Source organism: Salicola sp. Rm-C-2C1-2 (assembly GCF_040196175.1).
In the GTDB taxonomy this organism is placed as follows: domain Bacteria; phylum Pseudomonadota; class Gammaproteobacteria; order Pseudomonadales; family Oleiphilaceae; genus Halospina.
This window is the reverse complement of the sequence record NZ_JBEFNF010000006.1, coordinates 35445-60345: the sequence shown is the minus strand read 5'-3', so window position 1 is coordinate 60345 and position 24901 is coordinate 35445. Positions and strand designations below refer to the sequence as shown.

Below are 24901 nucleotides of genomic sequence, written 5' to 3'. Positions count from 1 at the left end.
GCGAGTCCAGCATGCGCTGGGGGGTTGAGGTTGGTAAACTATCAAGCCCCGACCGCCTGCGAGCCGTCGGGGCGGACGTATGATGGTCCGGGCTGACTTGGGTGATGGTGAACGAAACACATCCGCAGGAGCTCGGAAACCCGACGCAACCAGCGGACACTAAGGCGATGATCGGACCCGGTACCCAGTCCATCCCGGAAGGGAAGATGAAACTGCTTCAGGCCTCATTGCGCCTGGTAACCAGCAGCCGGAGCATCAGTTCACTGGGGATCCGGGAGCTGGCCCGTGAGGCGGGTCTCAACCCCAATACCTTCTACCGCCACTTCTCGGACCTGGATGATTTCGGTCTTTTTGTGCTTGAGTGCATTGCTTCCGAGGTCAAGCACCAGGTTCGGCGTTTACGTACGGCAGCGGCCACCTCGGACCAGGCTGCTCATGAGTCGGTGTATTTCGTCTATGAGTACTTCCGCACCAATCCGGCGGTGGTCATGGTGGCGGTTCGCGAGCTCCATGGCCCGTCCCTGGTGCTGAGGCAGGCGCTGGCACGGCAGCTGGAAGAGGCGGCGAGTGAAATGGCGGATGACGTTACCGAGCGGGCACTGGTGCCACAGGTCAGCCGTACCACGGTTCTGGACATTGCCCGCACCATGGTCCGCTTCATGTTGTTCCGGGGCATGGACTACATTGAACACCCGGAGCAGCAGAAAGCCATCCAGCAGGAAACGGAACGTTTCCTGCGCCGCCAGTTCATGGGCGCGATGGCTGAAACTCTGGTTCCGGGCCTGGATGCCAGGCTCAAAGGGGACTGACCAGCGTCATGCTGGCCAAGTTTGGTGATCACTGGCCATAGCCGACGAAATCCGCCAGGTAGTCAATACTGGCGTCGTCCTGGCGGTACACCAGGTACAGGGTCTTGTGGACACCAGCGTCACCCAGGCGGCGGGTTGTGATGGGTTGGCTGTCGCGATAGCGCTCGGCCAGCCAGTCCGGAAGGGTGCAGACGCCGCGATTGGCCGCCACGAGCTGGAGCATGATCTCCATGGCTTCCACTTCCTGTTGGTGGGCCGGCTCAAGGCCGGCGGGCGAGAGGAAGTGGGTGAAGACGTCCAGCCGCTCCCGGGCCACCGGAAAGTGGATCAGCCGCGCCTGGCTCAGGCGTTCGGGGGTCACGGTGCTGCCCCCGGCGAGCGGGTTTTCCGAAGCGGCCACGAGCATCAGCTCATAATCGAAAACCGGCGTATGGCAGAGTTCATGGCTGAAAACCGGGTCACTGGTAATCAGCACATCGATCCGGTGCTGGGTCAGTGCTTCCAGGCCGTTGAAGCGGAATTTCTGGATCACATCCAGGTCCACGTCGGGCCAGCGCTGGAGATAGGGCTGGACAACGGTGAGCAGCCACTCGTAGCAGGGATGGCACTCCATACCAATGCGCAGCCGGCCACGCCGGCCCTCGCCGAAGGCGCGCAGGGTGGCATCGGCCTCCTGCAGGCGTGGCAGCAGTTGCTGGCCAAGCTCCAGCAGGTACTGGCCCGCCTGGGTCAGCTGCAGACGCCGCCCCTGTTTGGCCCAGAGGCGCGAACCGCTTTGCTCCTCCAGTTTGTGCATGGCGTGTGAGAGGGCTGATTGGGTCAGGCAGAGGTGGCTGGCGGCCTCGCCCAGGGTACCCTTCTCATTCAGAGCCAGTAGGATTTCAAGATGGTGACGCTGAATCATGATTGGAATTCACGGACTGAATAGAATTAATCATTTTCCATCATCGATTGTTGTGGGTAAAGTGTGTTCAGCATCATTCGCGCGGGGTCAGGGAAGAGCGGGTTTGCCCGCGCACTGTGATGCCGCCGGTTACCGGTCAGGCCCCTCGGCTGGCCGGGTCCCCTCCGGGGGCAGGTATCGCCTGCCCCTCCCCTATTTAAAGCCAGTCGTTGAGCGAAAAGCCCAACCCGATGCGGTGGGTGCGTTCGTTGTAGTCGATGAGGGATTCACCGTAGCCGTTGTAGTACTGCACGTGCGCCTTGATCGACCCACTGATGGGGAATGACCAGTTGAGGGCCACAGAGGTGCGGTTCTGTTCGTCGCGCAGGTTGTTCATCAGTGTGATCCCGAGCGCATGGGTACCAGCCGGGTTGTAAACCGCATTGAACTCACCGTAACCGAGGTACCGATCAATGTCCGGATTGTCGTCTTCGGCTCGCGAGGGTTTCAGCCGGTACCAGGGTTCGAGTGTCAGTGTCCAGTTGTCGGTTCTGTAGACCGCGCCGGCCTTGATCCGGTTCCAGCTGCGAGAGAACGGTTCCTCTCTGCCATTGGACTCGTGATTGTAACCAATGGTGATCAGTTCCAGCTGCCCTGGTCCAAGCTCCCAGTCCAGATCGTGGGTCAGGAAGATTTCGGGTTCGAAGTTGATTTCCCGAAAGGGGGACGACTCATCCGTGTTGTACATCTGCCAGAATGCCAGCTGGGTGTAGCCAAACCATAACCGGTTGGGGCCTTCGAAAACGCCGGTAAGTAACGGTAATCGGAAGCTCAGCTGGAACTTGGCCTCTTCTTGTTCAAGCGTCTCCCCGTGGGGCTTGGGGCTGTAGGTGGGTGTTTCCGGAGCCTGGTTGGGTGAGCTGATCCAGCTTATCGGGAGCAGGTAATTGCGTCGGTGGGGCTGGAAGATGCTGGAATCACTGAAAAGGTGTTCACGGGCCTGGTCATCGCCGCTGGGGCTGTTTTGGGAGGTGGTCCCCTCTGCATGAGGGTGTGCCATGCTTGGAGGGGAGCATGCCAAGGCACTGACCAGAGCAAGTATACACGACGATCGGATCCACATACCCCGAGTTTACGCCTGGCTGAGCCCGGAGACAAAAACGCCGGGCCTGGGCCCGGCGTCAAATCAGTGGTTCATGGGCCAGGTCTCAGCCTAAATAGCCCATTGATCGTCATTCAGCGCCATTACGCTGTCTTTGCCATCAACGATGTCAGCAAGCAATGCGTCCTTTTCCGGCAGCACCTTGTCGAAGAAAAAGCGCGCCGAGGTCTTTTTGGCCTCGTTGAAGTCCTGGTTGCCATCGCCGTTGGCTTCGGCCTGGCGGGCTGCCTCAGCCATACGTACCCACATCCAGGCGATTACGGTCAGACCAGTCAGCCGGAGGAAGGGCGTGGCGGCGGCGCCGGCCTGCTCAGGGTCCTGCCTGGCATGGTCATTCAGCCAGTTTACAGCGTGCTCAAGCGTAGCGAGGGCATCCTTGAGCTGGTCACGGTGAGCGCAATCCGGGTGCTCTTTCAGGTAGCCGGACATTGCCCCGAACAGGCTCTGCACCAACCGGCCCTTATGAAGGCTGAGTTTGCGCCCGACCAGATCCATCGCCTGGATGCCATTGGTGCCCTCATAAATGCGGGCGATGCGGCCGTCGCGCACGTACTGTTCTATCGGCCAGTCCTGAGTGAAGCCGGAACCGCCAAGCACCTGGAGGCCGGTATTGGAGTTGGCAAACCCTTCATCGGTCAGGAATGCCTTAACCACCGGTGTCATGATCTGGACGATATCATCGGCGGTCTGGCGGGTTTCCGGATCCGGATGGGCTTTGGACAGATCCAGCTGATGCCCGGAATAGAGCGCCATTGCGCGCATGCCCTCGTTGAGGACCTTCTGCTTCATCAGCATGCGGCGCACGTCCGGATGTACGATGATGGGATCCGCGGCACCGTCAGGGTTCTTCGGGCCGGACAGTGAACGGCTCTGGAGGCGGTCCTTGGCAAAGCCCAGACTCACCTGATAAGCGGCTTCCGCAAGCCCCAGCCCCTGCATACCCACCATCAGGCGGGCTTCGTTCATCATGGTGAACATCTGGCGCATGCCGTCATGGGGTTCGCCCACCAGCCAGCCGCGCGCCTCGTCCATGTTCATCACGCAGGTAGCAGAGCCCTTGATGCCCATCTTGTGTTCCAGTCCGCCGCAGACAATGCTGTTGCGCTCACCGGTTTCCGGAATGACCTTGGGCACAACGAACAGCGAAATACCTTTGGTGCCCTCGGGCGCATCCGGCAGCTTAGCCAGAACCAGATGCATGATGTTGTCAGTGAGGTCGTGCTCACCGCCGGTGATCCAGATCTTGGTGCCGCTGACGCGATAGCTGCCATCGGCATCGGGCTGGGCTTTGGAGCGGATCAGTCCGAGGTCCGTGCCGCACTGGGGTTCAGTAAGGCACATCGTACCGGTCCATTCTCCGGAGATGAGCTTTTCCAGGTAGGTATCTTTCAATTCCTCCGAGCCATGTTCGTGCAATGCACTGATGGCGCCATGGGTCAGGCCGGGATACATGCCGAGGGACAGGTTGGTGGCGCACACCATTTCATCGACGATGAACTTGAGAATGTGTGGTAGACCCTGACCGCCGTATTCCACGGGCGCATCCAAAGAGGTCCAGCCGCCTTCGGAGAACTGTTTGTAGGCTTCCTTGAAGCCTGTGGGAGTGGTTACGCTGGCATCATCCGTATTGAACTGACAGCCCTCCTGGTCTCCCGGAACGTTGGTTGGTTCAATGATGTCGCGCATGAAACGACCGCCTTCCTCAAGGATGGCGTTGATCAGATCCGGGGTCGCCTCGGAATAGGGTTCAAGCTCGCACAGACGGTCAGCGCCAAGTACGTTGTAGAGGATAAAGCGGTAATCTGTAACCGGTGCGTTATAAGCCATCGGTATTCGCCCTGTGATGGTGAATGGTCATAGAATTCGAGAGGCAATACGCCTGAGTGGGGTGTATGGTTCAGCGGGTGGCGATTACCACGGCAGCTCTGAGCCGTCCCAGTTGAGAAAACGCCCACTGTCTTCCGGGCCCAGATGATCAAGCACCTGCCAGAGATTGGCCGCCGTCTCCTCCGGGGAATGAACAGTCAGGCGGGCCAGGGATTGCTGAAAGGGCTGGGTCAGGGCTGTTTCTGTTGTGCCGGGGTGCAGGGCGACGACAGTGGCGGGTCTGAGCCGGCGGCGAGTTTCAATGGCCAGGTTGCGAACCGCCATGTTAAGTGCCGCTTTGCTGCAGCGATAGCCATACCAGCCGCCAAAGTCATTATCCCCTATGGAGCCAACCTTGGCAGAGATAGCGGCGATCAGTTTCGGGTCTTTATGGCGCAGCCAGGGGATCAGGGATTGCACGGTGTTAAGAAATCCCAGGGCGTTAACGCGATAGCTCTGCAGCATCGCCTCTGGATCCACATCCTCAAGTCGTTTTTCAGGCAACAGTCCTTCGCCATGAAGAACGCCCACAGCGAACAACACACGTGTCATGTGTGTATTGTCCGGCAGGTGGTTCTGCAGGGCGCTTCCCAGTTCCTGCCGGTCACTGACGTCAGCGTCAGCCAGTGTGAGCTGGCCGGGAAAAGACGTGGCCAATGCCAGAGCCGCCTCATTGCGCGACGCCTGTCGGCTCACCCCAAGTATCTGGGTGTCCGGATTGCGTTGCAGCTCGTGGGCTGCCAGGGCCAGGCCAATGCCGCTACTGATGCCGGCAATCAGAGTATCCATGGGTTCTGCGTCTAGCGGATGAAGGGGTTGAGCAGCCGGGTCAGCCGACCGGTCAGCTTAACGGGCGCATCCATGACCGAGAGAGTGATGCAGTCCTCGCCGTGCAGCGCCACGGGCTGATGGTCATGGTGCTCATCCAGAATCACGAAGTCACCCCTGCTGAACACACCATTGCCGTCAGCAAAGGCCCCCGTGAGTACCAGGGTGGCTTCAGAACCATGATGGCTGTGGGATGGTGCCCGTCCGCCGGCGCAAAGCTTCTGCAGCGTTACCCGCTCCTCTCCGGGGAACTGGTCACTCAGGTCATACACACTGACGTCTGCAAGCTGGCGTTTCCAGGGAAGACTCTGCAGGTCGCTACCCAGAAGCCGTTCCAGCGGAGACCCAAAAGATGCTTCCTGTTCTTCGCTCGCTTGATCTCCGCTCGTTTGGGAGGTCGGTTTTTCATCGATCTGCGCGATGATGTTATCAAAAAGATCATCGGAGACCTTGCTGGCCTGCTGACTGTGATCAAGCATGACCGCCCCCAGACTGTTCAGCATGTCGAGCTGACTCCGGCAGTGGGCGCAACGCTCAAGGTGGATGCGCAGACACAGAGCCATGGGATCGCTCAGAGAGCCGGCGCTGTATTCCGTCAGCAGGACTTCATCGGGATGGTGAGTGCTCATAGATCCTGATCCTGAAGGATAACTTTCAATTTGCTCAGTGCCAGACGCACGCGGCTTTTGACAGTGCCCAGCGGGATATCAAGGTCTTCGGCCACGTCCTGGTGCGATTTGTGCTCCAGATAGACCTGCCTGAGAACCGTCAGCTGCTCTTGTGGGAGATGCTCGAAGGATTCTCCGATGCGACGCTCCGCCATGATACGGTGCAGCGATGGCACTGGATCCTTTTCATCGTCCCCTGGAATCTGCCAGAGATCTTCTGTGTCAATCGCCATCTCGGCGCTGCCTCGCTGGATCTTGCGCAGCATGTCGATACGCTGATTGCGGGCAATGGTGAATATCCAGGTAGACGCGGCCGCTTTGCGCCAATCATAGGTGGAGGCACGGCGCCATATGGAAATCATCACCTCCTGAACGAGCTCTTCAGCCTGATGGGCGATGCCATTGGAAATGGCGTAGTACTTGATCTGGGGCCCAAAATGCTCAAACAGTTGATGGAAGGCGGCCCTGTCATGATGGCTGCCGACCTGTTCCAGAAGCTGACTCCAATGGTCCTTACTGCGCTCGGCGCGTGGGCTATCAGGGGCTGTGGTCACATTCCGACTCTTTGTTGCTGCCGATTGGCTGCTTGTTCTGAGTTCCATTATAGGTGCCCGCCGCCATGATGGTAAATTAAACGTAAGGTCCTTTACGCGGCTGCATGACGGCTGGATCACTCATCAATGAGATAAGTATAGCTTGCCAGCCCTGCGTGGATCTGTTTGAGCAGTTGCTGGCGTTCACCGGCTGGAAGACATGCTGCCTCAAGCCGGGAGGCCAGTTGGCGCAACAGTTCGTCAGGGTCATGGTTCACCTGGCGTAGTACACTGGCCAGCGTCTCACCGTGCGCCAGCTGTGTAACGCAGGCATTGCCCCGTTCATCCAGGCTCAGGTCGACGGCATCCGTGTCGCCGAACAGGTTGTGCATGTCCCCCAGGATCTCCTGATAGGCACCGGTCATGAAGAACGCCAGTTCCTCGACGTCGGTGTCCTCGGGGAGTGGCAGGGTTGTTTCGATGCTGTCCCTGTCCACGTAATGGTCAATGCGCCCGTCCGAGTCACAGGTCATGTCCCGTAGTACCGCCCGGCGCGACCCCCACCGGTCCAGGCCCTGCAGTGGAAGAATGGGGAAAATCTGACCAATGCCCCAGATGTCCGGCAGGGACTGGAAGATTGATAGGTTCATGAACAGCCGTTCCGCACACTGCTCATTGAGTTCATCGAGCAGGTCGCGGTGCACGCGGTTGCCGGGGTTGAGCCGCGCGCGCAGCCGTAGGGCGACCTGGCGCTGCAATTGCTCCGCCTGGGCCCGCTGTTGCAGTGACAGCAGGCCATGCGCGAATTCCGTCTGGACATCTGTCATGGCCTGGGCCGCGTCGTGATGGATCTCGACCGCTGAACGCTCAGGCCCGTCACCGCTCAGGGCCTGGTAATCCGCCCACAGGTTGCGCAGCGGCGCCGGGGCCGTGGTGGGGATCGGCTCAGGGTCAGTTGTTTCCGGTGCTTCCCGGTCGATGATGTTGGTCACGAGCACCGCGTGATGCGCGGTCATGGCGCGACCGGATTCAGTAATTAGATGCGGGTGGGGTAGGTTATTGCGGGCGCAGGACTCGTGGAAGGTCTGTACCACCTGACGTGCGTACTCCTCCATGCTGTAGTTCATGGAGCAGGCACCGCGTGAGCGGGTGCCCTCGTAGTCCACGCCAAGGCCGCCGCCCACGTCGACGGTGTTGAGGGGAGCGCCGGCCTCATGCAGCACATGGTGAAAGCGGGCGGCTTCGCGCAGGCCCGTCTGGATATCCCGGATGTTGGCGATCTGCGAGCCCAGATGAAAGTGCAGCAGCTGGAGGCGATCCAGTGCGCCTGCTTCACGCAGCTGGTCGACCACTGCCAGGATCTGGCTCGCCGAAAGCCCGAACTTGGACTTCTCGCCACCGGTGTTCTGCCAGTTACCTTCGCCAATGGTTGCCAGCCGGGCGCGCACACCGATCAGTGGTTTGATTCCAAGGCTGTGCGACTCTTCAAGGATCAGGGGCAGCTCCGAGGCCTTTTCCACCACAATAAAAACACGGTGACCGAGGCGCTGCCCCATGAGCGCCAGGCGGATGGTTTCCCGATCCTTGTAGCCATTGCACACGATGCAGGCATTATCGGGCGCCAGGGCTAGCACCGCGAACAGTTCCGGCTTGCTGCCGGCCTCCAGCCCGATCTGGCCCTGGCTGGCGGCTGGCTCGCTGCGGATGATTTCTTCAACTACACGGCGCTGCTGGTTGACCTTGATCGGGTACACGGCAGTGTAGCCCCCCTGGTAGCCAAGATGCCGGATGGGATCGTTGAAGGCTTGGCACAAACGGTTCACACGATGGTGGAGAATATCGGTGAAGCGGATCAGTACCGGCAGACGGGCACCCTGCTGCTGAACCTGGGTAACCACATCGGCCAGCACAAGCCCAGGCCTGCGGGTATCGGGATTGATGCGCAGCTCACCCCCGTTGCCGACTGTGACGTAGCCCTCACTCCAGCGGTCGATGTTCCAGGTGCGGCCGGGGGTGTCACTTTGCATGCAGGCTCCGGGTCGGTGACTTTCCAGAGATTGTAAGGCCGCGCGCGTTTATGGAACAGACTTCTGTCCAGTGCCGGCGGGTCGTACAATGATTCCTTTACCCAGGCGCAGGAGAGAACCATGAGCGGACTCGACGACAACTGGTTCACCGAAATCTACCCGGAGGAGTCCTCCGCCTTCTCCCTCCGGATCAGGGGAAAGGTGCACGAGGAGCAGTCGCCCTATCAGGCCATCAACATCTACGAGACCGAGACCTTCGGCTATCTCATGGCGATTGATGGCTGCGTGATGCTCTCCACCCGGGATAACTTCCTGTATCACGAGATGATGACGCATCCGGTGCTGTTCACTCACAGCAACCCCAAACGAGTAGCCATCATCGGCGGTGGTGACTGCGGCACGCTGCGCGAGGTACTGCGCCATGACGGTGTGGAGGAAGTCTGGCAGGCGGAGATCGATCAGCGCGTGACGGAGCTTTCTGAAAAATGGTTCCCGGAGCTGTGCGAGGCGAATGAGGACCCGCGTGCGAACTTCTTCTTTGGTGATGGCATCAAGTGGATCCAGGAAACGGATCCGGGGTATTTCGATGTCATCATCATCGACAGTACGGATCCGGTAGGGCCGGCGGAAGGACTGTTCACCAAGGATTTCTATCGTGACTGTTATATGGCCCTGGGCGAGAACGGCCTGATGGTGCAGCAGACCGAGTCGCCGCTGATGGAAAAGCCGAAATCAATCATCCGCAAGGCGCATGAGGACATGAAAGCTGCGGGCTACCATCAAAGCAAGACGCTGGTATTCCCGCAGCCCGTCTACCCCACGGGCTGGTGGAGCTGCACCATTGCCGGCAAGGTGACGCCGCTCGAACACTTCCGGGAGGCGGATGCCGGGGCGCGCCCCTTCCCGACCCGCTACTACAGCGCGGACGTGCACCGGGGAGCCCTGGCGACACCGCCCTTCCTGCAGGATATCATCGGCGTGGATCACCCCATCGGCGGTGAGGGGTGATGCTCAGATTGTATTCGGAGCGGCAGGAGGCTGCTCCTTAAGCAGGGACTCTACGGTTCTGAGACCCTTTTCAACTGTCTCTCGATGGGCTTCTGCGGAAAGGCAGAGCCGAACGGCGGGAGGTACGGGAGAACGGCCCACAGCAAAAGGCTCACCGCTTCGGATCAACACGCCTTCCCGCTCGCAGGCGGCAACGAACTCGTTGGGCCGCCAGGGTTCGGGCAGGTGGAGCCACAGATTGAACCCGTAGGGCTGTGCCTGGTAGGTGTAATTCGCGAGGATATTGGCGGCCAGTGCCTGGCGGTGGCCGATCTCCCCACGCTGCCAGCGCATCAGTTCGTTGGCACGGCCCGAGCTGATCCAGCGACAGGCAATCTCCGCATTCAGCGGTGGCGCCATCCAGCAGTGGCTGCGAAGACTGTCGCCAAGCCGCCCCATCAGGCTGGCGGGGCCACGGAGCACGCCCACCCGCAGGCCGCCGGCCATGACCTTGGAGCAGCCACTGATGTACAGGACCCGCTCCGGGTCCATTTCAACCAGGTTCGGTGGCCGCTCGTCGGCGCTGACCAGGTGGATGTCATCCTCCAGGATCCAGACGCCATGGCGAGCCGCAATACGCAGCAGCGCCTGCCGGCGCTCATACCCCATACAGGCGGTCGTGGGGTTGTTCTGGTTGGGCGTGCAATAGAGAACCTGTGGGCACTGCTGGTGGCAGAGGGCCTCGAACGAGTCCGGTCGTATGCCTTCTGCGTCCATCTCCAGAGCGCAGTGACGAAGCCCCTGCTGGCGGGTTGCGGCAATGATGCCCGGATAGGTGAGGCTGGCTGAGGCAACCGTATCCCCGGGGCGTACCAGTGCCTGCAGCGCAATGTGCACGCTGTGCAGGCCACCCAGGGTGATCAGGGTTTCCTCCGGGTCAAGCTTCTGGCCCCAGTGTTCAAACCACTCCGTGAGAATGCGCCGGTGACGCTCCAGCCCGAACTGCGGCTGGTAGGAGACCGCATCGTGCAGTGCCTTCGGGTCCTGGGCCAGAGACTGCAGGGACTCGGCGAGCGCCTGTTCCCGGTAGGCGGGGATGCAGTAGCTCAACGCGAAGTTGATGGCTCCCGGCGCCTCACTTTCCGGAGGAATGCCGAATTCGGCGTCGTGCTCCGTCTCGCTGGAGCGGGCGAAGGTGCCACTGCCCGTGCGCGCCACGATCAGCCCCCGCTTCTCGGCTTCCGCATAGCCACGGGTGACTGTGCCCACGGTCACATTCAGTTCGTCTGCCAGGGCGCGGTGTGTGGGCAGCTTGTCGCCCGGTTGCAGTTCGCCCGATGCCAGCCCCTGTGCAATAAGTGAGGCAATGTGCTTGTGGTGGGGGCGCTCGGATCTGTCGAAGCGTTCAAACCATTTTGTCATGATAACAATATTGTTGTTGACATCATTTTTGTGGTCAATAGTCTCTATAATTGTAAGTTTTATTGAAGATTTTTCATTTATTGTATCGATACAAATAATGCCGTACAACCTCTTGATACGTCGGTGGTCGTACTGAGCGAAAACATGAAAATCCGCCGCAGGGAGAGATACTCTCTCCATCTCTCCCTGCTTAAATGGTAACGCCCGAAGGAATTCAGAGGACTGATCAGGGAGAAGTCATGCAGGAATGTGCCATCACGTCCACGGAACGTTTGTTTGAGGAGGATGCTTACGCAACGGAAGGGGAGGCCGAGGTGGTCGACGTAACCTCCCGGGGCATCGTCCTGGATCGAACCCTCTTCTATGCCGAGAGCGGCGGACAACCCGGGGATACCGGGTGGCTCAGGTGGGGAGATGGTGCCGGGGAAGGCCTTCGTATTTCGGATGCGCAGTATATGCCCGGGAAGGTCCGGATCGCGCACCAGGTGGACGCCTCAATCATGCCCCGGGAAGGGCAGACCATCCGCTTTGAGATTGACTGGAGCCGGCGATATCGCCACATGCGCATGCATACCTGTCTTCACGTGCTTTGCGGCCTGATCAACGCGCCGGTGACAGGTTGCTCAATTCATGCGGAGCGCGGCCGGCTGGATTTTGATCTGCCCGAGAGCGTTTTCAATCGCGAAGAACTCGACCAAGCGCTGCAGGAGGAAATCGCCAACCAGCGCCGCGTTACCCATTTCTGGCGAACCGGGGAAGAAATCGCAGAGGCCCTGAAGCAGGTGCGCACGGTCAAGCTGCCACCCACCACGGAGCAGCGGCTGCGTTTGGTGGAGGTTGAAGGGCTCGATGTGCAGCCCTGCGGCGGCACCCATGTCCGTCATACCGGCGAACTCAAGGGGCTTCATGTGGCAAAGATCGAGAAGAAGAGCAAACACAACCGGCGCATTACCATCAGGGATTACGTGGGCTGAACGGCTGGGGAGAGATGCATGGACGATCTGGCACGACAACGACTCCGGGTTTATCTGCTGGCAATCTGTCAGGCACTGTTCCTGACTTGCGCCGTGGCCTCCGTTTCGGTGGCCGCGATCGTTGGCGCCGAACTGGCACCGCAGCCATGGCTTTCGACACTGCCCTACGGGCTGCAGTTTGCGGTCGTGATTCTGTGCGCCTATCCGGTCTCACGGCTCATGGGCGCCGTGGGCCGGCGGCCCGCGTTCCTGATGGGCGCCTGTTTTGCCATGGCGGCCGGGGTGACCGGGTACCTGGCCATCCGCGGTGGCTCCTTTGCCGGGTTGATCCTCAGCCATGTGCTATTGGGCATCTTCATTACCCACGCCAACTATTACCGGTTTGCCGCCACTGACGGGGTTGAGGCGGCGTTACGGGCCCGGGCAGTGGCCCTGGTTACGGCCGGGGGCGTGCTGGCCGGCATCCTGGCGCCGCTGCTGACCCTGGAGGCGGGTGGCCTGTTTGAGGGGCAGTCTTTTACCCACAGCTACCTGATCTTCTCGCTCGCCGGTGTCATTACTTTTCTGGTCATGCTGGGTGTGCCCGGGCTGAATGCGCCTGCCACTTCATCGGCGAAGCCGACTGCTGAACGGGCGGAATCACCGGCAGTGCCTTCCTCCATGGCCGGGGTAGGCGCGTTCCTGGCCATGTACTGTGCGGGGGCCGGCTATCTGGTCATGAATCTGCTGATGGTCCAGTCGACGCTGGCGCTCAACACTGGCCCGGGGAGCCATACGCTGGTGGGTGTGGCCATCCAGCTCCATGTGGTGGCCATGTTCCTGCCGTCGTTCTTTACCGGGCGGCTGCTGGAGCGTTTTGGCCATACCCGGGTGCTGGGCGTGGGGTTCCTGCTGTTGGTGCTTTCAGCGCTTACGGGCATGCCTGGGGAGGCGCCGTTTTTCGTGGTGCCGTCACTGATCCTTCTGGGCGTGGCCTGGAACTTCCTGTACGTGGGCGGCAGCGCCTTCCTGACCCTGTGCCATTCGCCGGAACGGGCGCACTCTACCACCTTCTGGGCTGGTCCGGAAGCCTGGTGCTGTCACTGCCGGTTGCCGGCGTGGGCCTTATGATGCTGGTCTACTGGCAGCGTGCAACCGCCGCTTCAGGGATCCGGAAAGGGGAGACACCTGAATCATGAGACGACAGTCCGACGACACCGCCTCCATCAGCTTCACCGGTCTTTACACCGGTGAGGTCTGGCGGCGCAACAGCCTGGCACCGGCATTTCTGGGCTCCGGGGCCGGGCCCTGGCTGTACCGTGGGTTTTTGCCCGTGGAATGGCTCAGCCGGTCCCTGGGTGGCAGCAACCTGCGCACCATACTGCTGCAGCGCCACCGCACCATGGACCACTTGCTGGAACGCTGGATCCGGGAAGAGGGGGCGACCCAGGTGCTGGAGATCGCCAGCGGGCTGTCCCCGCGCGGTTACCGCTTCCGGAAGTGTTTCCCCGGCCTGACCTACGTGGAGACGGACATGCCCGGTATGGCGGAACGCAAGCGTCGTGCCCTCGAGCACGAAGGGGCCTTGAGCGACGGGCATCAGGTTGTACCACTCAATGTCTTTCACCGGGAGGGGCCGGAATCCATGGAAAGCGTGGTTGAGCAGTGCTTCCGGCCCGGTGAACCCATTGTGGTGATCACCGAGGGGCTGACCAGCTATTTCACGCTCGAGGATATGGCCCCGTTCTGGGCACGCATTGCCGCGCTCGGTTCCCGCCATCCGGGCAGCCGTTATCTCATGGAAACCTACCTGGTGCCGCGCCAGGGCGGGTTCAGCCGTGCCATCCGCCTGGGTGCCGAAGCGCTGGGGCGTCTCAGCGCCAGTGACGTGACCTTCCATTTTGCGGATGCCACCGAGGTGGAGGAGCAGTTCCGGTCAGCGGGCTTTGCCAGTGTCCGGGTTCATGATCCGGCGGATTATCGGGAACGTCTGGATCTGCCGTCCAATCGTGGGGATGCGGTGGTGCGGGTGGTGGAGACGCGCTCGGGCTGAGCCGCGGGAACCATGAAAAAAGGGGCGCCCCGCGGGCGCCCCTTTTTCGTTCACGTTACATCCCTGTAGAGCCAGCGTGGTTGATCAGCTGGCGTGTTCGAACTCGGGGTAGGCTTCCATGCCGCACTCGGCAATGTCGAGGCCTTCGTACTCCTGCTCCTCGCTCACCCGGATCCCGATGACGGCCTTGAGGATGCCCCAGACAATCAGGCTGGCTACGAAGACCCACCCAAAGATGGTCAGGGCACCAATGATCTGGCCGCTGAAGCTCGCGCCGCCGTTGGTGATCGGCACCAGCAGCAGACCCAGCAGACCGACGGTTCCGTGGACGGAAATGGCACCCACCGGGTCGTCGATGCGCAGCTTGTCCAGCGCCACGATCGAGAACACCACCAGAATGCCGCCAATGGCACCGAAGAGTGTGGCAGCCAGTGGTGTCGGGGTGGAGGGTTCGGCCGTAATGGCAACCAGCCCGGCCAGTGCACCGTTGAGGAGCATGGTCAGGTCGGCCTTGCCGAACATCAGCCGCGAGACGATCAGGGCCGCCACGGCGCCACCCGCTGCGGCGGTGTTGGTGTTCAGGAACACAATGGCCACGGCGTTGGCGGACTCAACACTGGCCGCTGCCAGAACGGAACCGCCGTTGAAGCCGAACCAGCCCATCCAGAGGATGAAGGTACCCAGCGTTGCCAGCGGCAGGTTCGCCCCCGGAATCGCCCGGACCTGGCCATTCGGGCCGTATTTGCCCTTGCGCGGACCCAGGAGGAGGACACCTGCAAGCGCTGCTGACGCCCCTGCCATGTGCACGATGCCGGAACCAGCGAAGTCACTGAAGCCAAGGTCCGCAAGGTTGTACATGCCGAATACAGCAGTACCGCCCCAGGTCCAGGCCCCTTCTAGCGGGTAGATGAAGCCGGTCAGAACGACCGTGAAGGCGAAGAACGCCCAGAGCTTCATCCGCTCGGCCACGGCACCGGAGACGATGGACATGGCGGTTGCCACAAACACAACCTGGAAGAAGAAGTCTGAAGCCGGCGCATAGGTTGAAACCGCTTCATAGGTAAAACCTTCGGAAACACCCGGGTCCATGATGCCGGACAGGAAGGTGCCGCCGCCGTACATGATGGCGTAACCGCAGACCATATACATGATGCAGGCGATGGCGTAGAGACCCACGTTTTTGGTCAGGATCTCGGTGGTGTTCTTGGCCCGGACAAGGCCGGACTCGAGCATGGTGAAACCTGCCGCCATCCACATGACGAAGGCACCACAGATCAGGAAATAGAAGGTATCAAGCGCAAACTGCAGTTCGTTAACTGTGCTTTCCATTGGAATAAGCCCTCCGCACAAGGCTTTTCAGATTCGGGATTAGGACTTGGAACGCCGGGGTACGCCCAGCGTCAGACGGCTTCTTCACCGGTTTCGCTGGTCCGGATCCGGATCGCCTGTTCCAGTTCGCTGACAAAGATCTTGCCGTCACCGATCTTGCCGGTATTGGCGGCCTTCGAGATGGACTCGATGACCTGGTCCAGCAGCTTTTCACTGATGGCGATTTCGATCTTCACCTTGGGCAGGAAGTCCACGACGTATTCCGCGCCGCGGTAAAGTTCGGTGTGGCCTTTCTGCCGGCCAAAGCCTTTGACTTCCGTGACGGTGACACCCTGGACACCGATCTCGGACAGGGCTTCGCGCACGTCATCAAGCTTGAACGGCTTAATAATCGCTGTCACAAGTTTCATGGGTTTCTCCTTTCGTTGCCGGCCCAGCCGAACTGGGTATGGCGGCTTGAATCGGGGTGCATCGTTGGCCCGCAGTAGGTCGTGCGGACTCTGCGTGGCCCTTTGCACGCCCTGTGCCAACGCTGAAATAAACTGCAAAACAGCAACTTACCTGATGCTTCCGGGGTGCGGCCCGGTTGCATTGCCCTATTGTAGCGCATTCGCCCCTGGCATGACCCAAAACCGGGCACTGAGTGAGTGCGGTGGGCCCGGCGTGGGCGCTGTGCTAGCATGCCTATAACAACCGAGCGAGGAGTTGAGTCATGCCACGTAGCCCCCAGGACCTTTTCAGTGAACTGCGCGGTCAGCTGGATCAGTTCATGCCGGATATGGCCCGCGTGGCCCGCGATGATGTGGAGCAGAACGTGCGTATGGCGGTGACCTCGGTGATTGACCGGCTGGATCTGGTGACCCGGGAAGAGTTCGATGCCCAGTCCGCAGTCCTCACGCGTACCCGGGAGAAGGTCGAGGCGCTGGAAAAGCGTGTCGCAGAGCTGGAAGAGCGCCAGGACAGCCACCAGCAGTAACGGAAACCACCACCAACAACAGGGATGTTGCCATGAGCTTCGCCGTGATCCACACGCGGGCGCGGGTGGGCGTTGATGCGCCCGCCGTCACCGTTGAGACCCACCTTTCCGGCGGCCTGCCGTCACTGTCCATTGTGGGCATGCCCGAGGCGGGTGTGCGTGAGAGCAAGGATCGGGTTCGCAGTGCCCTGCTCAACAGCGGCTTTGATTTTCCCGCCCGTCGCATCACCATCAATCTCGCACCTGCTGATCTGCCGAAGGAAGGCAGCCGCTTCGATCTGCCCATTGCCCTGGGCATACTGGCTGCATCCGGGCAGGTCGAGCCCCAAGCGGTTGCCAGCATGGAATTCCTGGGGGAGCTGGCCCTGGATGGCAGCCTGCGTCAACTGGAGGGCATACTGCCCGCCGTGATGGGCGCCCGCGGAATGGGGCGCACCATCATGGTGCCAGAGGGCAATGCCGACGAGGCGGGGCTGGCCAGTCAGCAGGATACCTATGCCGCTGATCACCTGCTGAGTGTCTGTTCCCATCTGAAAGGCGTGCAGCTTTTGTCCGCCATCCTGCCGCGTGAGGCTGGTGACCTTGGGCAGGGCGCGGTGCCGGATCTGATGGATGTTCAGGGCCAGCATGTTCCCAAGCGCGCCCTGGAGATCGCGGCAGCCGGCGGTCACAATCTGCTGTTCCACGGCCCGCCCGGCACCGGAAAGAGCATGCTTGCCAGCCGTCTGCCGGGCCTGCTGCCACCGCTGGAGCGTGAGGCCGCACTCGAGGTGGCTTCTGTGCATTCGGTGGCGGGGTCCTTCAGCCAGGCACGCGGCTGGCGCACACCGCCGTACCGGGCTCCCCACCACACCGCGTCAGCCGTGGCCCTGGTTGGAGGCGGCAGCAGTCCGCGCCCCGGCGAGATTTCGCTGGCCCACCGCGGTGTGCTCTTCCTGGACGAGCTGCCGGAGTTCGACCGCAAGGTTCTGGAGGTGCTGCGCGAGCCCATGGAGTCCGGCGAGATTGTTATTGCCCGCGCCCATACCCGCGTGACTTTCCCCGCTCGCTTTCAGGTGATCGCTGCGATGAACCCATGCCCCTGTGGGTATGAAGGCCATCCGGATATCGCCTGCCGCTGTTCGGCTCAGCAGGTACTGCGTTATCAGAGCCGGCTCTCCGGGCCTCTGATGGACCGTTTTGACATGCATGTGGGCGTGCCTGTGCAGGACGGTCGCACGCTGCTTCGCCCGGAAAAGGGGGAGACCAGCAGCGCTGAGGTCCGCGAGCGGGTCAGCGGGCTGCGCGCCATCCAGCACCAGCGTGGGGCACTGAACGCGGCACTGGCTGGCGAGGCCCTGCACCATGCCTGTGCTCTGGACAGCGAGGGTGAAACTCTGCTGGAGCAGGCCATGGGTCGGCTGGGGCTGTCCGCCCGGGCATTACATCGTGTTCTGAGGGTGAGCCGGACCATTGCGGATCTGGCCGGCGCGGCCCGGGTGGAAAAGGCGCATCTGGTGGAGGCTTTGAGTTACCGTTTGCAGTCCGGCGCCGAATCCGGATAATCCCTGGCCCACGTTCCAGAGCCGGAGGCCCCATGACCGATTCCAGCGACGACCTCGCCCGCAGCAAGGAACGCTCCGTACGCAGTTTTGTGCTGCGCGCGGGACGTATGACCCGTGGGCAACAGAATGCCTGGGATCGGCTCTGGCCGCGCTTTGGGCTCAGCCTTGCGGATGGTCTCGTCGATCGCCAGCAGCTGTTTGGCCGTCAGGCGCCGCTTAATCTGGAAATCGGCTTCGGCATGGGCCAGTCGCTGGCGGAAATGGCTGAGGCGGCGCCGGACCAGGACTTCATTGGTGTGGAGGTGCACAAACCCGGCTGTAGCGCTCTTCTGATGGAAATGGAGGGGCGTGGATTGGACAACATCCGTATCTACCGCGCCGATGCGCTGGATGTGCTCAGTGAAGCGGTTCCCGGGGCCAGTCTGGATCGGGTTCTGATTCTTTTTCCGGACCCCTGGCCCAAGAAGAAGCATCATAAGCGCCGCCTGATCCAGCCTGAGTTTGTTGCCACGCTGCACCGCTACATCCGCCCCGGTGGGCTGCTGCACATTGCCACGGATTGGGAGCCCTACGCCGAGCACATTCTGGAGGTTATGAATGACGCGGCTGGCTATCGCAATCTGTCGGAAAATAGCACCACTGTGGCGCGACCGGTGGATCGGCCGCTGACCAAGTTCGAAAAGCGCGGTGAAGCCCGGGGGCACGGGGTTGCCGATATGCTGTTTGAGCGTCAGTAACGCCAGTCACCAGTAGGCCCTTTGACTTGATCAGGGCCGTGGCTCCACGTCGAAGCGTCTCAGGGTACGAAAGCCTCCAGCACGTCGTTGAGAAAACGCTCGCCCTTCTCGGTTACCGCCAGTCGGTCATCGTCTGGCACCAGAAGACCGCGCGCCCGCAACTGCTGCAGTTCCCCTCCGATAGCGTCCAGGGGCAGGCCGGTCCGGGCTCGGAAAAAGCCGGCGGGCACGCCCCCGTTCAGGCGCAGGGCGTTAAGGAGAAAATCCAGCGGCCGTTCGCCGTGCTCCAGATCCTGGCGACCGGCGGTGCGACTGCCCATGCGGTTGAGATAGTCCTCCGGCCGGCGGGTTTTCCAGTAGCGCCGGATCCGGTCCTCGCCAGGCTCGGTGAGTTTGCCGTGACCGCCGGCCCCGATAGCCAGATAGTCGCCGAAATGCCAGTAATTCAGGTTGTGCCGGCATTCCTCGCCCGGGTGTGACCAGGCGGAAATCTCATAGCGCTGCAGCCCGTTCTCGCGCAGGCGCGCTTCGCCTGCCTCCTGGATAGCGGCCAGGGTGTCTTCATCCGGCAGGGTGGGGGGCTGCGAATGGAAGACGGTGTTGGGTTCAATGGTGAGCTGGTACCAGGAGATGTGACCGGTCCCGAATGTAAGCGCGGCTTCAAGGTCCGCCACTGCCTGTTCCGGAGTCTGCTGGGGTAGCCCATGCATCAGATCCAGATTGATGCGTTCAAAGCCCGCGGCCTGGGCTGCCGTGACGGCTCGGGCGGCATCATCACCATTATGGATGCGGCCCAGGCGGTGCAGATGCTGTGGATCGAAACTCTGGACGCCCAGTGACAGGCGGTTGATGCCCGCCTGACGGAAGCCGGTAAAACGGCCCTCTTCAACAGTGCCTGGGTTGGCCTCCATCGTGATCTCGCTGAGCTGGGACAGATCCAGCCGGTGAGCCAGCCCCTCAAAGAGCCGCTCATAGAATCCCGGCGACATGAGCGAGGGCGTGCCGCCGCCGATGAAGATGGCCTCGATGGGGCGGGTCTCGGGCGTTGCCAGATCCGCATCCAGATCGGCAAGCAGAGCGGCCAGGTAGTCCTCTTCCGGGATCGTCTCGGGTGCCGTGTGGGAGTTGAAATCGCAGTACGGGCACTTGCGCACGCACCAGGGCGTGTGCACATAGAGCGTGAGCGGCGGTGCTGTCAGGGGCTCAGGCGAGGGTGTCAGCAAGGCGCTCCCTAAGCTGGGCCATGGCCTGGCCACGGTGACTGAGATGGGCCTTGCGTTCAGCAGGCAGCTCGGCGGCGGTACAGCCCTCCTCCGGTACGATGAACAGCGGATCGTAACCAAAGCCGCCAACCCCGGCCGGGTCATGGGCAATATGCCCGAACCACTGCCCGTGGCAGATGATGGGCGTTGGGTCCTGCGGCGAGCGCATCAGCACCAGCACACAGTGGAAACAGGCGGTGCGTTTGGCGTCCGGCCTATTGGTGAGGGCATCAAGCAGCTTGCGGTTGTTGGCGTTATCGTCCGCAGGCTCGCCAGCATAGCGTGCGGAATATACGCCGGGGTCGCCACCCAGGGCATCCACCGCCAGGCCCGAATCGTCCGCCAGCGCTGGCAGGCCACTGATGCGCGAGGCATGGCGCGCCTTGATCAGTGCATTCTCCACGAAGGTCGTGGCGGTTTCCTCAGGAGAGTCCACACCCAGCTCCCTCTGGGCGCTGATCTCAATGCCCCAGGGCGCCAGCAGCCGGTTGAACTCGGCGATCTTGCCGGCATTGTTGCTGGCCAGCACACACTGGTGTTCACTGGTCATGATAGAGCTCCCGGGAAAAGCGCACGGGCAGCGTCTGCGACTTTCCATAGGGCGCTGCCTCCAGCTCGAAGGTCATCGTCTTTCCCTCGCTGTACCGGAACTGCCCAAGATAGTAGATGGCGCCATCCTCCTGTACGCGCTGGAAAGACAGCTCCTTAACCTGGCGGGCCTCGTTGGTAACGGTCCCCTCGACCTGAGCCGTGATTGGCTCCGGCCCATTGTCGCCATTGGTGCGGTGCACGGACACATTCAACAGACCCACAGCCCGACTGCGGACCAGGTCATACTGGCGAGCGGTTTTCTTATCCAGGAACGTCGATGGCAGCGCGGCGTAATGGACTTCATAGCCGTCGAACTCGGCGGGGCTTTCCGACCCCATGGCGAGCCCGGCTACCAGTGTCAGCACTAGCAGCAGGCTTGATCGGCACTTTACCATGGTAACCTCCGTCAGCGGGTGACGCGGTACACCGCGATCTGGCCGAGAAGGTTGGGCCACAGGCGGTTGTACCAGCGGGAACGATGGGCGTTGTCCACCACGGTTCGATCCTTGATCCGGATTCGGTGTTCCTGACACAACGCCTCGAAGTCGCGCACCGTGCACAGGTGAATATTGGGCGTATTGTACCACGTGTGCGGCAGTGTGCTGGACATGGGCATACGCCCGTTCCAGAGCTGGTGCAGCCGCAGCCGCCAGTAGCCGAAGTTGGGGAAGGTGACGATGCCTTCGCGCCCGAGCCGAAGCATCTCCGTGACAGCGCGATCCGGCCGACGCACGGCCTGCAGGGCCTGGGTCATGATCACGGTATCAAAGGTCTGGTCGCGGAAGCTGGTCAGCCGATCCTCGTCCAGGTCCTGCTCAATCACGTTCACGCCCTTGCGGACGCACTCCTCGATGTAATCCGGGTTGATTTCCAGCCCGTAGCCGGCGATACCCTTCTCGCGCTGGAGGTAGTCCATGAGGGTGCCATCGCCGCAGCCCAGGTCGAGTACGCGCGAGCCGGGCGCCACCCAGGGTTCGATCAGCTTGAGGTCAGCCCGCATCGCCATGCTCCTTTGCCACCCGGTTCATGTAGGCCCGGAACAGACTTTCGTAGCGCTCGTTCGGCACCAGGAAAGCGTCGTGACCCCAGTCGGAATCAATTTCCGCATAGCTGACATCGCGCCGGGCATCGACCATGGCGTTGACCAGTTTATGTGAATGCTCCGGTGCAAAGCGCCAGTCAGAGCTGAACGACAGTACCAGGAAACTGCAGCGGGCCTCTGCCATGGCACGCGTCAGGTCGTTGCCGAACTCGCGGGCCGGGTCGAAATAGTCCAGGGCACGCGTCATCAGCAGATAGGTATTGGCGTCAAAGGACTCGGAAAAACGCACCCCCTGATACTGCAGGTAGCTTTCCACCTGGAACTCAACGTCGAAACCGAAGTGGTAGGCGTGATCGCGCAGTTCCCGGCCGAACTTCTCGCCCATGGAGACATCCGACAGGTAGGTGATGTGCCCGACCATGCGCGCGAGCATCAGGCCCCGCCGGGGGATGACGCCGTTTTCGAGGTAGCGGCCCTCATGGAATTCGGGATCCGATGTGATCGCGCGCCTGGCCACCTCGTTGAAGGCGATGTTCTGGGCCGTGAGCCTGGGGGTTGCGGCAATCACGCCGGCATGGCGGATGCGCTCCGGATAGTGGATCGCCCAGTCGAGCGCCTGCATGCCACCGAGAGAGCCGCCGATCACGGCGGCCCACTGTGCGATGCCCAGGCGGTCGGCCAGCCGGGCCTGACTTTTGACCCAGTCTCTTACTGTGATGACCGGGAAGTCAGGCCCGTAGGGGCGCCCTGTGTCCGGGTTCTGGGAGGTCGGGCCGGTACTGCCGTGGCAGCCGCCAAGATTGTTCGGGCAGACCACGAAGAATCGGTTGGTGTCGATGGGTTTGCCGGGACCAATGCAGGCATCCCACCAGCCGGCTTTGCGGTCTTCGCGCGAATGATAGCCAGCGGCGTGATGGTGACCGCTCAGAGCATGGCAGATCAGAACCGCATTGCTGGCATCCGAGTTCAGGGTGCCATAGGTCTCAAACACCAGGTCGAATTCGGGCAGCGTATGGCCGCACTCCAGCCGGAGAGGCTCCGGGAAGTGCAAGCTCTGTGGTTCGACAATGCCCACCGAGTCGGTGGCCGGGGATTGAGCAGCCATTAATGCCAAAAGGATCCTTCAGTAATGAACGGTTCCGGTCAGGCAGGGCAGTGTATCGAGGGGGCGGCCCTAAGGCAACTGGGTCCCCGGCGGTGGCGCGATCCGTTCAGCCAGCTTGCCCGCCACGCGCAGCTGCTGATCCAGCACTGTGCGCTGCTGGCGCAGCTTGGCCGCCTCAGCTTTGAGCTCTTTTTCGTCGTCGACGATATGGCGAAGCCGTTGGAACTGGTTTTCCAGCCGCTGCTTCTGCTGCTGGGTGTGCTGCAGCAGCGGCATCAAGGCTTCGCCGGGCCAGCGGTCAATATCCTCCATGGTGCGACGGATGATCTGGCGGGCTTCACTGACGATGGTGGTCAGGAACTGTTGGATCAGACGGCTCTGTTGCGTCAGTAGCGAACGCGGGTCCCGGCGGAAACGGTCGGCGCGGGTGCGCAGATCGCGCAGGGCGATCAGGTGGCGCCCCAGGCGCAGCGGTACCGGTTCCGGCGACCGCTCACTGGCGTTGCCCGCATGGCGGCGGTAAATCGAGCCCACCATTTTTTCCGCGCGACGACCTTCCGCCATGAGGTTGTTGAAGTCGTTCTCCAGCGCCTCAAAAAGGGCGTTCATGGCGCCGGTCAGCCCTGGTGTGGTCCAGCTCGACTCTAATCGCTCGCGCGTGTGTTCAGCGTGCTGCTCGAATCGTTCCGGATTGAGAATCCGCCGCAGCATTTTCCCTTGTGACGCCATGAGGCGCCGGCTGGATTTCAGGGTGATCAGCCGGCGATTGAAGAAATCATGGTCGCGCCGGGTTTTGTCGGCCAGTTCCGCAATTTCCTGCCGGTCGTTGCCCTGGGCTTCCAGAAGCTCAAGCTCGGTCTCCAGTGATGCCTGCTGGCTCGCCAGCGCGGCCTGGTTGTCGCGGATCATGGAGCGCAGATCAGCGACCAACTCACCGCTGATCAGCTGTTCACGCCGGCCCAGGATGCGGTCACTGACCAGCTCTTCCAGCTGCGCTATGCCACTGTTGCGGCGCAGCCCATCATCGTCACGCAAGCGCGCTAGAAGCCCCTGTTTGGCAGAGACGGGCAGTACGTCTTCCATGCCGAGGCTGAGCTGACGGGCAGTGGTCTCGCGGATTCGCTCAATGGCACTGCCGGTATGGTCGTTGCCGGACGGATCATCCCAGAGCGTGTCGATCTTGTTGAGAATCGCAAAACGCCCGGCGCGGTGATCGGAGTCGCGGGTATCAATGTGTTCCCGCCAGATGGCCATGTCACTGGCCGTAACACCGGTATCCGCCGCCAGGAGGAAGATCACTGCCTGTGCCGAGGGCAGCATGGAAACCGTCAGCTCGGGCTCGGAGCCCAGAGCGTTCAGACCAGGGGTGTCCAGGATCCTGAGACCGCGCTCCAGAACCGGGTGTCGGATGCTGACCATGGCATGACGCCAGGCGGGAATGACCACAAGATCCGGGTCCTGCGCAGAGGTGTCGAGCACGGCGTCATTAAAGCCCAGCTCAGCCGCCTCAGCGCGCGGTACCGCGCGTGTCTCGGCCACCCTGGCGAGTGTGGTCGTAACGCCATTGCTGTCGGCCGGATCGAGCTCAACTGTTTCCCAGGCCGTCTCATGGTGGCGAAGTTGTTGCAGAGACATTGAGCCGTTGCGGGTCTCGATGGGCAGCAACATCAAATAGCTGGAGCGCGCATGGCGGTCATAGAAAAGTTCTGTTGGGCACATGGTGGTGCGCCCGGCTTGCGAGGGCAGAAGCCGCTGACCGTGGCCGGCAAAAAACAGGGCGTTGATCAGTTCCGTCTTACCCCGGGAATACTCGCCGACGAAGGCGATCGTCAGCTCATCCTCAATGAGCAGGCGGATGCTGCGATGAAGATGGCGTTCGATGTCCTCCTCAAGCAGCCCGTTGAACTGCAACCAGCGCCGGTACCGCGTGATGTTGCGAACCAGATCCTTTTTCCAGCGGTGGTACGCTTCGACCTGATCGGTGAGGGTAACTGCATCTGCCATCTTAGGTCCCCGTGCTCCCTGCAACCGCTTACCAACATTATGCGGACGTATAGAACGTCCCTGGAGGCGGAGCGTGTAACGCCCCCGTGCTTTTATGTTTCGGTTTGCATGCGTGTGTTT

Annotated in this window: 24 protein-coding genes; 8 read left to right on the top strand and 16 right to left on the bottom strand. The window is 61.5% G+C overall.

Annotated elements, in window-relative coordinates; genetic code table 11:
- The first annotated feature begins 206 nt into the window (after positions 1–206).
- Positions 207–809: a TetR family transcriptional regulator gene (locus AAF659_RS11005; RefSeq protein ID WP_349751803.1), complete on the top strand. Its 603-nt coding sequence runs from the start codon at positions 207–209 to the stop codon at positions 807–809.
- 28 nt (positions 810–837) lie between these two features.
- Here the strand turns inward: AAF659_RS11005 and AAF659_RS11000 are convergent, their stop codons facing one another.
- The 7 genes from AAF659_RS11000 to speA form a co-directional block, all read right to left on the bottom strand.
- The gene (locus AAF659_RS11000) at positions 838–1713 is read right to left on the bottom strand and encodes a LysR family transcriptional regulator (RefSeq protein WP_349751802.1); all 876 of its coding nucleotides are present in this window, start codon (positions 1711–1713) and stop codon (positions 838–840) included.
- A gap of 196 nt (positions 1714–1909) precedes the next feature.
- Positions 1910–2752 carry a phospholipase A gene (locus AAF659_RS10995; protein WP_349751801.1) on the bottom strand — a complete coding sequence of 281 codons (843 nt, stop codon included), beginning with the start codon at positions 2750–2752 and terminating at the stop codon, positions 1910–1912.
- 153 nt (positions 2753–2905) lie between these two features.
- Positions 2906–4681, bottom strand: a complete 1776-nt coding sequence (locus tag AAF659_RS10990) for an acyl-CoA dehydrogenase C-terminal domain-containing protein (RefSeq protein ID WP_349751800.1) — start codon at positions 4679–4681, stop codon at positions 2906–2908.
- Positions 4682–4765: 84 nt separating this feature from the next.
- Positions 4766–5509: an SDR family oxidoreductase gene (locus tag AAF659_RS10985; RefSeq protein ID WP_349751799.1), complete on the bottom strand. Its 744-nt coding sequence runs from the start codon at positions 5507–5509 to the stop codon at positions 4766–4768.
- Between the two features lie 11 nt (positions 5510–5520).
- Positions 5521–6177, bottom strand: coding sequence for a ChrR family anti-sigma-E factor (locus AAF659_RS10980; RefSeq protein WP_349751798.1), 657 nt, complete (start codon positions 6175–6177; stop codon positions 5521–5523).
- The gene (locus AAF659_RS10975) at positions 6174–6770 is read right to left on the bottom strand and encodes a sigma-70 family RNA polymerase sigma factor (protein ID WP_349751797.1); all 597 of its coding nucleotides are present in this window, start codon (positions 6768–6770) and stop codon (positions 6174–6176) included. The genes AAF659_RS10980 and AAF659_RS10975 overlap by 4 nt, the downstream gene beginning before the upstream one ends.
- Positions 6771–6886: 116 nt before the next feature.
- The gene (gene speA / locus AAF659_RS10970; RefSeq protein WP_349751796.1) at positions 6887–8776 is read right to left on the bottom strand and encodes a biosynthetic arginine decarboxylase; all 1890 of its coding nucleotides are present in this window, start codon (positions 8774–8776) and stop codon (positions 6887–6889) included.
- Positions 8777–8896: 120 nt separating this feature from the next.
- Here speA and speE point away from each other — a divergent pair, with 120 nt between their 5' ends.
- Complete coding sequence (gene speE, locus AAF659_RS10965; protein WP_349751795.1) at positions 8897–9784, top strand: polyamine aminopropyltransferase; 888 nt, start codon at positions 8897–8899, stop codon at positions 9782–9784.
- 3 nt (positions 9785–9787) lie between these two features.
- Here the strand turns inward: speE and AAF659_RS10960 are convergent, their stop codons facing one another.
- Positions 9788–11185 carry an aminotransferase-like domain-containing protein gene (locus AAF659_RS10960; protein WP_349751794.1) on the bottom strand — a complete coding sequence of 466 codons (1398 nt, stop codon included), beginning with the start codon at positions 11183–11185 and terminating at the stop codon, positions 9788–9790.
- 239 nt (positions 11186–11424) lie between these two features.
- Between AAF659_RS10960 and AAF659_RS10955 the strand changes: the two genes are divergently transcribed.
- From AAF659_RS10955 to AAF659_RS10945, 3 genes are all read left to right on the top strand, one after another.
- Positions 11425–12159, top strand: coding sequence for an alanyl-tRNA editing protein (locus tag AAF659_RS10955; RefSeq protein ID WP_349751793.1), 735 nt, complete (start codon positions 11425–11427; stop codon positions 12157–12159).
- Between the two features lie 18 nt (positions 12160–12177).
- Positions 12178–13269, top strand: coding sequence for an MFS transporter (locus tag AAF659_RS10950; protein WP_349751792.1), 1092 nt, complete (start codon positions 12178–12180; stop codon positions 13267–13269).
- A gap of 64 nt (positions 13270–13333) precedes the next feature.
- On the top strand, positions 13334–14191 hold the full coding sequence (locus AAF659_RS10945; protein WP_349751791.1) for a class I SAM-dependent methyltransferase: 858 nt from the start codon (positions 13334–13336) through the stop codon (positions 14189–14191).
- Between the two features lie 84 nt (positions 14192–14275).
- On the opposite strand, the gene AAF659_RS10940 is transcribed toward AAF659_RS10945, so the two are convergent.
- Complete coding sequence (locus AAF659_RS10940; protein WP_349751790.1) at positions 14276–15520, bottom strand: ammonium transporter AmtB; 1245 nt, start codon at positions 15518–15520, stop codon at positions 14276–14278.
- Between the two features lie 71 nt (positions 15521–15591).
- Positions 15592–15930 (bottom strand): P-II family nitrogen regulator, encoded by a 339-nt coding sequence (glnK, locus tag AAF659_RS10935; RefSeq protein ID WP_349751789.1) that lies wholly within the window; start codon positions 15928–15930, stop codon positions 15592–15594.
- Positions 15931–16232: 302 nt separating this feature from the next.
- Between glnK and AAF659_RS10930 the strand changes: the two genes are divergently transcribed.
- From AAF659_RS10930 to trmB, 3 genes are read left to right on the top strand one after another with little or no spacing between them, the layout of a single operon-like run.
- The gene (locus AAF659_RS10930) at positions 16233–16496 is read left to right on the top strand and encodes an accessory factor UbiK family protein (RefSeq protein ID WP_349751787.1); all 264 of its coding nucleotides are present in this window, start codon (positions 16233–16235) and stop codon (positions 16494–16496) included.
- Between the two features lie 32 nt (positions 16497–16528).
- Positions 16529–18040 (top strand): YifB family Mg chelatase-like AAA ATPase, encoded by a 1512-nt coding sequence (locus AAF659_RS10925; RefSeq protein ID WP_349751786.1) that lies wholly within the window; start codon positions 16529–16531, stop codon positions 18038–18040.
- Between the two features lie 32 nt (positions 18041–18072).
- Positions 18073–18777, top strand: a complete 705-nt coding sequence (gene trmB / locus AAF659_RS10920) for a tRNA (guanosine(46)-N7)-methyltransferase TrmB (protein WP_349751785.1) — start codon at positions 18073–18075, stop codon at positions 18775–18777.
- Positions 18778–18836: 59 nt separating this feature from the next.
- On the opposite strand, the gene hemW is transcribed toward trmB, so the two are convergent.
- From hemW to AAF659_RS10890, 6 genes are all read right to left on the bottom strand, one after another.
- Entirely contained in the window at positions 18837–20000 is a 1164-nt protein-coding gene (gene hemW, locus AAF659_RS10915) for a radical SAM family heme chaperone HemW (RefSeq protein WP_349751784.1), read from the bottom strand.
- Positions 19981–20589, bottom strand: coding sequence for an RdgB/HAM1 family non-canonical purine NTP pyrophosphatase (rdgB, locus tag AAF659_RS10910; RefSeq protein ID WP_349751783.1), 609 nt, complete (start codon positions 20587–20589; stop codon positions 19981–19983). Before rdgB ends, hemW begins: the two co-directional genes overlap by 20 nt.
- Positions 20579–21025 (bottom strand): DUF4426 domain-containing protein, encoded by a 447-nt coding sequence (locus AAF659_RS10905; RefSeq protein ID WP_349751782.1) that lies wholly within the window; start codon positions 21023–21025, stop codon positions 20579–20581. Before AAF659_RS10905 ends, rdgB begins: the two co-directional genes overlap by 11 nt.
- Before the next feature lie 11 nt (positions 21026–21036).
- Positions 21037–21630 (bottom strand): methionine biosynthesis protein MetW, encoded by a 594-nt coding sequence (metW, locus tag AAF659_RS10900; RefSeq protein ID WP_349751781.1) that lies wholly within the window; start codon positions 21628–21630, stop codon positions 21037–21039.
- Positions 21620–22777 carry a homoserine O-succinyltransferase MetX gene (metX, locus tag AAF659_RS10895; protein ID WP_349751780.1) on the bottom strand — a complete coding sequence of 386 codons (1158 nt, stop codon included), beginning with the start codon at positions 22775–22777 and terminating at the stop codon, positions 21620–21622. The genes metW and metX overlap by 11 nt, the downstream gene beginning before the upstream one ends.
- Before the next feature lie 69 nt (positions 22778–22846).
- Positions 22847–24781, bottom strand: a complete 1935-nt coding sequence (locus AAF659_RS10890; RefSeq protein WP_349751779.1) for a dynamin family protein — start codon at positions 24779–24781, stop codon at positions 22847–22849.
- Positions 24782–24901: the final 120 nt, after the last annotated feature.